Origin of the sequence: Streptomyces sp. NPDC002790 (genome assembly GCF_040295505.1) — a bacterium.
Classification (GTDB): domain Bacteria; phylum Actinomycetota; class Actinomycetes; order Streptomycetales; family Streptomycetaceae; genus Streptomyces.
Genome location: NZ_JBEOVM010000056.1, coordinates 34,707 through 42,839 on the forward strand (window position 1 = coordinate 34,707; position 8,133 = coordinate 42,839).

Annotated in this window: 5 protein-coding genes, 1 tRNA gene and 1 pseudogene; 2 read left to right on the forward strand and 5 right to left on the reverse strand. The window is 69.8% G+C overall.

Annotation, left to right across the window (positions count from 1 at the left end; genetic code table 11):
• Nucleotides 1-3 precede the first annotated feature (3 nt).
• The gene (locus ABT004_RS23130) at nucleotides 4-768 is read left to right on the forward strand and encodes a FadR/GntR family transcriptional regulator (RefSeq protein WP_351340010.1); all 765 of its coding nucleotides are present in this window, start codon (nucleotides 4-6) and stop codon (nucleotides 766-768) included.
• Between the two features lie 22 nt (nucleotides 769-790).
• Here the strand turns inward: ABT004_RS23130 and ABT004_RS23135 are convergent, their stop codons facing one another.
• Nucleotides 791-1,954 carry an acyl-CoA dehydrogenase family protein gene (locus tag ABT004_RS23135; protein WP_451190342.1) on the reverse strand — a complete coding sequence of 388 codons (1,164 nt, stop codon included), beginning with the start codon at nucleotides 1,952-1,954 and terminating at the stop codon, nucleotides 791-793.
• Nucleotides 1,955-2,163: 209 nt separating this feature from the next.
• Here ABT004_RS23135 and ABT004_RS23140 point away from each other — a divergent pair, with 209 nt between their 5' ends.
• Nucleotides 2,164-3,342 carry a CaiB/BaiF CoA transferase family protein gene (locus tag ABT004_RS23140; RefSeq protein ID WP_351340012.1) on the forward strand — a complete coding sequence of 393 codons (1,179 nt, stop codon included), beginning with the start codon at nucleotides 2,164-2,166 and terminating at the stop codon, nucleotides 3,340-3,342.
• A 15-nt stretch (nucleotides 3,343-3,357) separates the two neighbouring features.
• Here ABT004_RS23140 and ABT004_RS23145 read toward each other — a convergent pair whose 3' ends face one another.
• The 4 genes and pseudogenes from ABT004_RS23145 to ABT004_RS23160 all read right to left on the reverse strand — a co-directional run.
• Nucleotides 3,358-4,818, reverse strand: coding sequence for a PucR family transcriptional regulator (locus tag ABT004_RS23145; protein ID WP_351340015.1), 1,461 nt, complete (start codon nucleotides 4,816-4,818; stop codon nucleotides 3,358-3,360).
• A gap of 113 nt (nucleotides 4,819-4,931) precedes the next feature.
• A tRNA-Leu gene (locus ABT004_RS23150) sits at nucleotides 4,932-5,016 on the reverse strand.
• Nucleotides 5,017-5,119: 103 nt separating this feature from the next.
• Nucleotides 5,120-7,732 carry an ABC transporter permease/substrate binding protein gene (locus tag ABT004_RS23155; RefSeq protein ID WP_351340018.1) on the reverse strand — a complete coding sequence of 871 codons (2,613 nt, stop codon included), beginning with the start codon at nucleotides 7,730-7,732 and terminating at the stop codon, nucleotides 5,120-5,122.
• Nucleotides 7,725-8,133, reverse strand: a pseudogene (locus ABT004_RS23160) (glycine/betaine ABC transporter ATP-binding protein); the annotation flags it as partial. The pseudogene ABT004_RS23160 and the gene ABT004_RS23155, both read right to left, overlap by 8 nt.

Consider the following 8,133-nt stretch of genomic DNA (forward strand, 5'->3'; position numbering starts at 1 on the left):
GCCATGTTCAACAAGGTGGACGGGCCCGTGCGGCTCGCCGATCGCGTCGCCGCGATGCTCACCGAGGAGATCGAGTCGGGGCGGCTCACGGCGGGCGACAAGCTGCCGACCGAGGTGGAGCTCGTCAAGCAGCTCGGTGTGAGCCGCACGGTGATCCGTGAGGCGGTCTCCCGGCTGCGCAACGCGGGACTGGTCGAGCCGCGCCAGGGCCGGGGCGTCTTCGTGCTGCCCCGCCGCATCCGTCCCCTGGACCTGGAGGGTGACACCGAGTCGCCGGGCACGCTGGCGAAGGTGCTCCAGATCGTCGAGGTGCGCCGCGCGATGGAGGCCGAGGCCGCCCATCTCGCGGCGACCCGCGCGCAGCCCGCCGACATCGTGCGGATGCGGGCGGCGCTGGCCGCCATCGACACGGCGGTCGCGGCGGGCGGCGACGGCACGGACGAGGACCTCGCGTTCCACCGCTCCATCGCCGAGTCGACGGGCAACCCGGTCCTGGTCCCCACGGTCCACTACCTCGGCGAGGTCTCCCGCGGCGGCATCCGCGTCACCCGCGCCAACGAGGCGCGCCGCGACGACTTCTTCGAGGCGGTCCGCCAGGAACACCAGTCGATCCTGACGGCGATCGAGGCCGGCGACGCGAAGGCGGCCCGCACGGCGGCCCGCCGCCACATGAAGCACGCCGCGACCCGCCTCCAGAAGGCGGACCCGGAATTCTGGGACGAGGCGGACCACCTCGACGTGGACGTGGACCTGGACGCGGGGGCCTGAGCCACCCGCGCCGCAGACCCCCTCACCGTGCTCGGAGCAGGTGCCGGGCCATCACGATCCGCTGGATCTGGTTGGTGCCCTCGTAGATCTGGGTGATCTTCGCGTCTCGCATCATGCGCTCGGCGGGGAAGTCCTGCGTGTAGCCGTAGCCACCGAGCAGTTGCACCGCGTCGGTGGTGACCGCCATCGCGGTGTCGGAGGCCAGGCACTTGGCGGCCGCGCCGAAGTACGTCAGGTCGGGCGATCCGGCGCTGCTGCGGGCGGCCGCCGCGTAGACCATCTGCCGTGCCGACTCGACCTTCATCGCCATGTCGGCGAGCAGGAACTGGACACCCTGGAACTCGGCGACCGCCTTGCCGAACTGCCTGCGCTCCTGCACGTATCCGACCGCCAGGTCGAGGGCTCCCTGCGCGATGCCGAGAGCCTGGGCCGCGACCGAGACACGTGTGTGGTCCAGGGTCCCGAGCGCCACCCGCATCCCCCTCCCCCGCTCGCCGAGCAGCCGGTCGCCGGGGATCCGGCAGCCGTCGAAGTACACCTCGCGGGTGACCGAGCCCTTCAGGCCCATCTTCCGCTCGGGCTCCCCGTACGTGATGCCGGGGTCGTCCGCGTGCACGACGAACGCGGAGATGCCGCGGGACCCGGCCTCGGGGTCGGTGACCGCGAAGACGATGAGGTAGCCGGCCACACCGGCGGAGGTGATCCACGTCTTGACGCCGTCCAGCACCCACCCATCGCCCTCGGCCACTGCCCGGCAGCGCATCGCGGCGACGTCGCTGCCCGCCTCCCGCTCGCTGATGGCGTACGCCATCAGCGCCCTGCCCGCGGCGACTTCGGGGAGGTAACGCCGCTTCTGCTCCTCGGTCCCCGCCAGCAACAGCGGTACGACGCCGAGCTTGTTGGAGGTCTGGACGGTGGAGGACGAGGCGCACACACGGGCGACCTCCTCGACCGCGATGGCGGCGGCGATGGCGTCGACACCGTCACCCTCGTACTCCTCGGGGATGCCGGGAGCGTGCAGCCCGGCGGCCACGAGCGTCTTGTAGTTGTCGTGCGGGAAGCCGCCCCGGGCGTCGACGTCCGCGGCCCGTGGTCCGAGTTCCTTCTCCGCGAGGGCCCGCGCCGCCGCGCGGAACTCGTCGTACATCGGAGGCAGCAGGTACGGCATGGTGGCGTGCTCGGTCATGACGCGGCCCTTCAAAGGTGTGCGGATCGGTAGGGGGAGGCCCTGGTGCGGGCCCGGCTCCATTGCGGGGTACGACACCGGGCCGCGCCAACGTGCACACGCACGAAGATCGGCCCCCTGTTCATGCGCCCGCACATCGACCCCGCGGCGTTGGCGGCCATACGTTCCGCAATGCCGGATGCGATCCACCGAGTGAAAGGCGCGAGGCGATGACCGTTCTTCAGGGGCTGCGAGTACTCGATCTGAGCCGGGTGCTGGCGGGCCCGTACTGCACCGCTCTGCTGGCAGATCTCGGCGCGGACGTGGTCAAGGTCGAGCCACCCGCCGGCGACGACGCCCGGCACCTCGGGCCCTTCCGGGACGGCGAGAGCGTCTACTTCGCCCAGCTCAACCGCGGCAAGCGGAGCATCGCCCTCGACCTGAAGGACCCCGAAGACCACGCACTGCTGCTGCGGCTGGTCGAGCGCGCCGACGTCTTCGTCGAGAACTTCCGCCCCGGTGTCGCCCAGCGGCTGGGCATCGACCATCCCACGCTCGCCGGGCTCAACCCGCGCCTCGTCTACGCGAGCATCTCGGGTTTCGGGCAGAGCGGCCCGATGCGTGAACACCCCGCGTACGACCTGATCGTCCAGGCGATGTCCGGCCTGATGGCCGGGACCGGCACCCCGGACGGGCCGCCCACCAGGGTGGGCGAGTCGGTCGGTGACCTGATGGCCGGGCTGTTCGCCTCGTGGGCCATCAGCTCCGCCCTGTACGACCGGGAGCGCGGCGGGCGGGGCCGGCACATCGACATCGCCATGCTCGACTCGCTGGTGTCGTTGCAGGTGACCGCGATGAGCCTGGTCACGGCGACCGGGCAGCTGCCGGGGCGGGTCGGCAACCGGCATCCGGTCTCCACGCCGTTCGACACCTACCGCACCGTCGACGGTCTCGTGGCGATCGCGGTGGCGAGCGACGTGGTCTTCGGACGGTTCGCCGCCCTGGTGGGACGGCCCGACCTCCCGTCCGACCCGAGGTTCCACGACGACACCGCACGCTCCGGCCACGTCGAGCGGATACGGGAGATCACCGAGGAGTGGTCTTCGTCCCTCACCACGGACCAGGCCCTGAAGCTCGCGCAGCAGGCGGGCGTGCCCGCCGCGCCGATCTGGGAGTTGACCGACGCGCTGCGCAGCGAGCAGATCCAACAGCGGGGCCTGATCGGCGAGTTCGACCATCCGGTGCTCGGCCCCACCCCGTACCTTCGGCAGCCGGCGCAGTTCGGGGACACCGCCCCGGCCGCGACGGCCGGTACCCCGACGGCGGCCCCGAGCCCCGGACTCGGCGCGCACGCCGACGACGTCGTCGCTCAGTGGCTCTCGAACCCCACGGAACCGCCTGCGACCTGATCCGTCGGACGGGCTTCAGGAATCGGCATCCAGCGCGGACAGCGCGAGCCACAGCTCCATGCGGTCGGCGAGGCGGCCGAGGTTCCGGCCGGTGAGTTGCTCGATCAGGCGCAGCCGGTAGCGCAGGCTGTTGCGGTGGAGGGTCAGTTCGCGGGCGGTCGCGGCGGGCGAGCAGTCATGGGCGAGGTACGAGCGCAGGGTGGTGACGAGTTCCGCGCGGTGCGCCTCGTCGTGGCTGAGCAGCGGAGCGAGCACGGCGTGCCCCAACTCCCGCAGCGGCAGGTCCAGGTTGCCCATCAGCAGGCCGGCGATGCTGAGCGGCGCCGCCCGGTGCACGCCGGGTCCTGCCTGTGCTGCCTGGCGGGCCTCGAAGTAGCCGAGCCGGAGCCCGGTCACGCCGCGACGGGGCTCCGCCACGCCGACCCGGACCTGCGCGTCCAGCGCGCTCAGGTGTTCCGCGACCGTCCCGGCGGCGCCCTCGGCGTCGACGCCGCCCGGCACGACGACCATCACCGTGTCGTCGATCAGGGCGGTGGGCAGCCGGTCCCCCGCCCGTTCCAGGAGCGGCCCCAGCGTCCACGGCAGATTGCGCAGCCGCGCGGGATCGCCGCCGACGCGGGCGACCACGACCGCATGCGGGCCTTCCGTGGCCAGTCCGTGCGCGGCCAGTCGGCGGCGGGCGTCGCCGTCGGAGACGGTGCGGTGCAGGACGTCCTCCAGGAGCTGACCGAGCAGCTCCCGCCGACCGGTGAGCACGGCCTGGTGGCGGGCCACTTCGAGCCCGAGGATGCTCGTGGCGAACGACAGGATGTCATGGCGCCGCGTGGCCTGCTGGGTGCGCAGCTCCGCGACCGGGACCCCGTCCACGACGACCGGCACGGACGCCCCCGTCCCGGCCGGGCCGGTGTCCGGCCGGCGGCTCGACGCGGGATGGCGCGCGAGGACACGGCCGCCCAGCTCGACGACGGCCACGGGCCCCGCCCCCAGCTCCCGGTGCAACCGCCGGAGCAACCCGCGCAACCCGTGCCCGGACAGCAGCTCGCGGACCAGCTGGTCCTGCAAGGTGACGGCCGAGCGCACCGCGTCGTACCGCTGCGCGAAGATCCGGTCGGCGACCCAGCGGCTGATCTGCACGAACGGCACCTCGACCGGCGAGCCGACGAGCGCGAGCCCGGCCCGCTCGGCGACCTCGACGACGACGGGCGGCACCTCCTGGTGCACGAGCCCGGTGCCGAAGCACAGCGCGGCAACCGGCAGCTCCGCAAGCCGTTCCAGCAGCCCGGCCCACTCGGCGTCGTCCCGCTCGAGCATGCCGGTCGTCATCACCAGCTCGTCCCCGCGCAGGAACGGCAGCGGATCAGGCAGCTCCGTCGTGGACACCCAGCCGATCCGCCGGTCCGCGTCGTGACAGTGGCTGGTCAGCGCGCGGAGGCGGAGGGTCGGTTCGGCGAGGAGATCGGCAACGGATACGGACACGGGCCGATTGTGCATCAGCCCGGAACGCCACCGGAGGGCGGGACAGCAAAAGGTCCTGGCCGAGAAGATTCTCAACCAGGGCCTTGGACTCAATGCGAGTCGCGAGTTGCGAGTGTCCGAGGGGGGACTTGAACCCCCACGCCCGATAAAGGGCACTAGCACCTCAAGCTAGCGCGTCTGCCATTCCGCCACCCGGACAAGGTGTACGCCGCACGGGGACTGGCCCCGTGGCGACGGAAAGAACCTTATCAAGGTCTGGGAACGGCTTTCACCAGCACCTATGCGGTGCCGCTCGGCATCCCTACGATGCCGTCATCCGCTCCTCGACCTCCGGGTGCTTCTTCAGCCACGCCGTGACGGCCGCCGCCTGATGACCCTGGCCGTGCTTGTTGATCTCGATCTCCAGGGTGCCGAGCTCGTCCTCGGTCAGCTTGAAGTCCTTGAACCACTTCGTGAGCTTCGGGTACTGCTCGGTGAACGCCTTGCTGGTGACCGTGCGAATGGTGTCGCCCTTGCCGAAGAGCCCCTTGGGGTCCTTCAGCTTGGTCAGCTCGTACTTGCTGTAGGACCAGTGCGGGGTCCACAGGAGCACCGCGATCGGCTTCTTCTTGGCGTACGCGCGCTTCAGTTCGGCCAGCATCGCCGGCGTGGAGCCGTTGACGACCTTGTACTCCTTGTCGAGGCCGTATCCCGGCACGACGTCGTCCCTGAGGATGTCCATCGTGCCGGTGCCGCCCTCGATGCCGACGATCTTGCCGTCGAAGAGCTTCGACTTGCCCTTCAGGTCCGCGACCGACTTGATGCCCTTCACGTACGAGGGAACGGCGATCTCCAGCGAGGTGGGCCCGTACCAGGAGCCGAGGGTCGCGACCTTGTTCTTGTACTTGTCCCAGTAGCTCTTCTGCGTGTACGGCAGCCAGGCGTCGAAGTTCACGTCCAGGTCACCGGTGGAGAGACCCGTGTAGACCGGGCCGACATCCATCTGCTTGAGGTTGAGCTTGTAGCCGCGGTTCTCCAGGACGTGCTTCCAGAGGAAGGTGACCGCGATGTCCTCGTCCCAGGGGAACCAGGCGACGTTCACGGGGCGCTTGGCCTCGGCGGGGGTCGACTGCTTCTTGACGGGGGCCAGTTCGTCGACGATGCCGGGGTTCTTCTTCAGCCACGCCTTGACGGCGTCCTGCTGCTTGCCCTTGCCCGACTTGTTGATCTCGGCCTCAAGGCTGGTGAGCTGCTTCTCGGTCAGCTTGAAGTCCTTGACCCACTTGTTGACCTCGGGGAAGTCCTTCCCGAAGCCCTTGCGAGCCAGCGAGTGGATGCCATCGCCCTTGCCCCAGGCGCCCTTCGGGTCCTTGAGCTTGGTCAGCTTGTAGTCGTTGTACGCCCAGTGCGGCGACCACAACGGCACGACGATCGGCTTCTTCTTGGCGTACGCGCGCTTCAGCTCGGCCAACATCGCCGGCGTGGAGCTGTCGACGACCTTGTACTCCTTGTCGAGGCCGTAGGCCTTGAGCATCTTGCTCTTGAGCAGCGCCGTCTCGCCCGCGCTGGCCTCGATGCCGGTGATCTTGCCGTCGAACTTGGCACCCTGGCCCTTCAGGTCCTCCATGGACTTGATGTCCTTCATGTACGAAGGCACCGCCAGCTCCAGAGAGGTGGGGCCGTACCAGGAACCCAGGTCCTCGAGCTGCTTGCCGTACTTCTTCCAGTACTCGGCGTGTGTGACCGGCAGCCAGGAGTCGGTCTCGAAGTCGACCGTGCCACCCGCGAGCGAGGTGTAGAGCGGGCCGGCGTCGAACTGCTTGGTCTCGACGTCGAAGCCGCGCTGCTCGAGGATCTCCTTCCACAGGAACGTCGAGGCGACGCCCTCGTCCCACGGGATGTAGCCGATGGAGATCTTCTTGCCCTGGCCCACGTTCGTGGAGCTCGCGGCCGGGGAGACGGAGGCGTTGTTCTGGCCGAACATGCCCATGCCGCCCGCGACGAGCGCGAGGACGACGACACCGACCACGGCGACCGCCGGGCGGGGACGGTACGACCAGATCTTCAGGCCGTGCGCGGCCCGCAGCTTGTTCAGTGCCCGGCGGCCGAGCGGGGAGACCTGCTGACCGAGCGAGCTGGTCATGCGGTCCAGGTAGATCGCCAGGATGACGATCGAGATGCCGGATTCCGCGCCGAGGCCCACGTTCAGCTGGCCGATGGCCTCGTTGACGGCGCCACCGAGTCCGCCGGTGCCGACCATGCCCGCAATGGCGGCCATCGACAGGCCCAGCATGATGACCTGGTTGACACCGGCCATGATCGTCGGGAGCGCGAGGGGCAACTGGACACGGAACAGGGTGCTGCGCGGCGTCGTGCCGAACGCGTCGGCGGCCTCGACCAGCTCCTTGTCGACCTGCCGGATACCCAGCTCGGTCATGCGCACGCCCGGCGGCACCGCGAAGATCAGCGTCGCCACGATTCCGGCCGGAGCGCCCGAGCCGAAGAACAGGATCGCCGGGATCAGGTAGACCATCGCCGGCAGCGTCTGCATCAGGTCGAGGACCGGGCGGAAGAAATTGCTGACCCGGTTGGAGCGGGCCGCCCAGATGCCGAGCGGCACGCCGATGATGAGCGCGATGAGTGTCGACACGAGGACGAGCGACAGGGTCTCCATCGCCTTGTCCCACAGTTCAAGGTTCTGGATGAACCAGAGCCCGACGAAGGCGAGGACGGCCCCCACGGTGCCGCGCAGCCAGAAGGCGATCACGGCGAAGATGCCCGCCAGCAGGAGCGGCTCGGGGGCCTGGAGGAGTTCGGTCAGGCCGTCGTAGACACCGTTGAAGATGCTCTCGAAGAAGCCGAACAGCCAGTCCAGGTGCACGAGCATCCACTGGACGACGTCGTTGACCCAGTCACCGAAGGGAATCCTAGGCACCGGCGTTCACCTTCTCCGCCGACTCGTCCTCGGTGAGGCCGGAGGCCGCTGCGTCCGTACCGTTCTCGACGGTCTTCATCGGCTCGCCGAGCACGGCCAGCAGCCGCTCGCGCGGCACCACGCCGACGAGTTCACCCTCGTCGTCCACGACCGCGACGGGTATCGCGCTCGTCGAGCACGGCGCGAACAGCTCGACGATCGGTGTGTCCTGGTGGACCCTCGCCGGGGCGTCGGCCATCGCGTAGCCCTCCCCCGGCTCCGCCATGATCGCGCTCGCGCTGAGCACGCGGGAGCGGTCGACGTCGCGGGTGAAGGAGGCCACGTAGTCGTTGGCCGGCGTGACGAGGATGTCCTCGGCCGAACCGATCTGGACGATGCGACCGTCACGCATGACCGCGATG